This is a genomic window from Vibrio sp. OPT46 (assembly GCF_015163535.1).
Taxonomy (GTDB): domain Bacteria; phylum Pseudomonadota; class Gammaproteobacteria; order Enterobacterales; family Vibrionaceae; genus Vibrio; species Vibrio alginolyticus.
Genome location: NZ_JADDYG010000115.1, coordinates 1 through 506 on the forward strand (window position 1 = coordinate 1; position 506 = coordinate 506).

General features: G+C 32.8%; 1 protein-coding gene. It reads left to right on the forward strand.

What is annotated here, in order from left to right:
• The coding region (locus tag IQR33_RS05170; protein WP_193843570.1) for a YscW family type III secretion system pilotin at positions 1-342 on the forward strand (342 nt) is incomplete at its 5' end.
• Between the last annotated feature and the right edge of the window lie 164 nt (positions 343-506).

The following is a 506-nucleotide window of genomic DNA, read 5'->3' on the forward strand; positions in this document are numbered from 1 at the left end:
AATGGGGTGGATGGCTTTGATACACAGAGTCAGGCATCAGTCTATGGTTGGGTTTCTGTCGACGGCTACTTTCCACCTTCGATTACTTCTCTTGAAGTGGAAATATGTAAAGTTATTGATAATCAATGTCTTAAATCGGCATCTCAGAGCTACCAAGGTGTTCAGTTGCCTGTGCAGTATTCGTTTTTAATTGCACCAATTCAAGCTGGTGAAGGAAAAATGAAGATTATTGGAAAGCTTTATTCAAACGGTGAGCTCGTTGCGGAAAAAGAAAAGAACTATTTATTTTTAGAGGGAAATAAACAAGAAAACTTGATTCTTGTTCCAAAAATAAACAGATAAAATTTTAAGTACTACATTTTTATTAGAATTTTCTAATTTATAAAAATAAAGATCATATCTTTCCTTTTGTGAAAGATTTGTTGTCTTTTATAAACATTAATTACATGACTTTGAAGTCATCGGGTCAGTTGTTTTTTAGACTCATACTTGTTGCAAAAACAGTA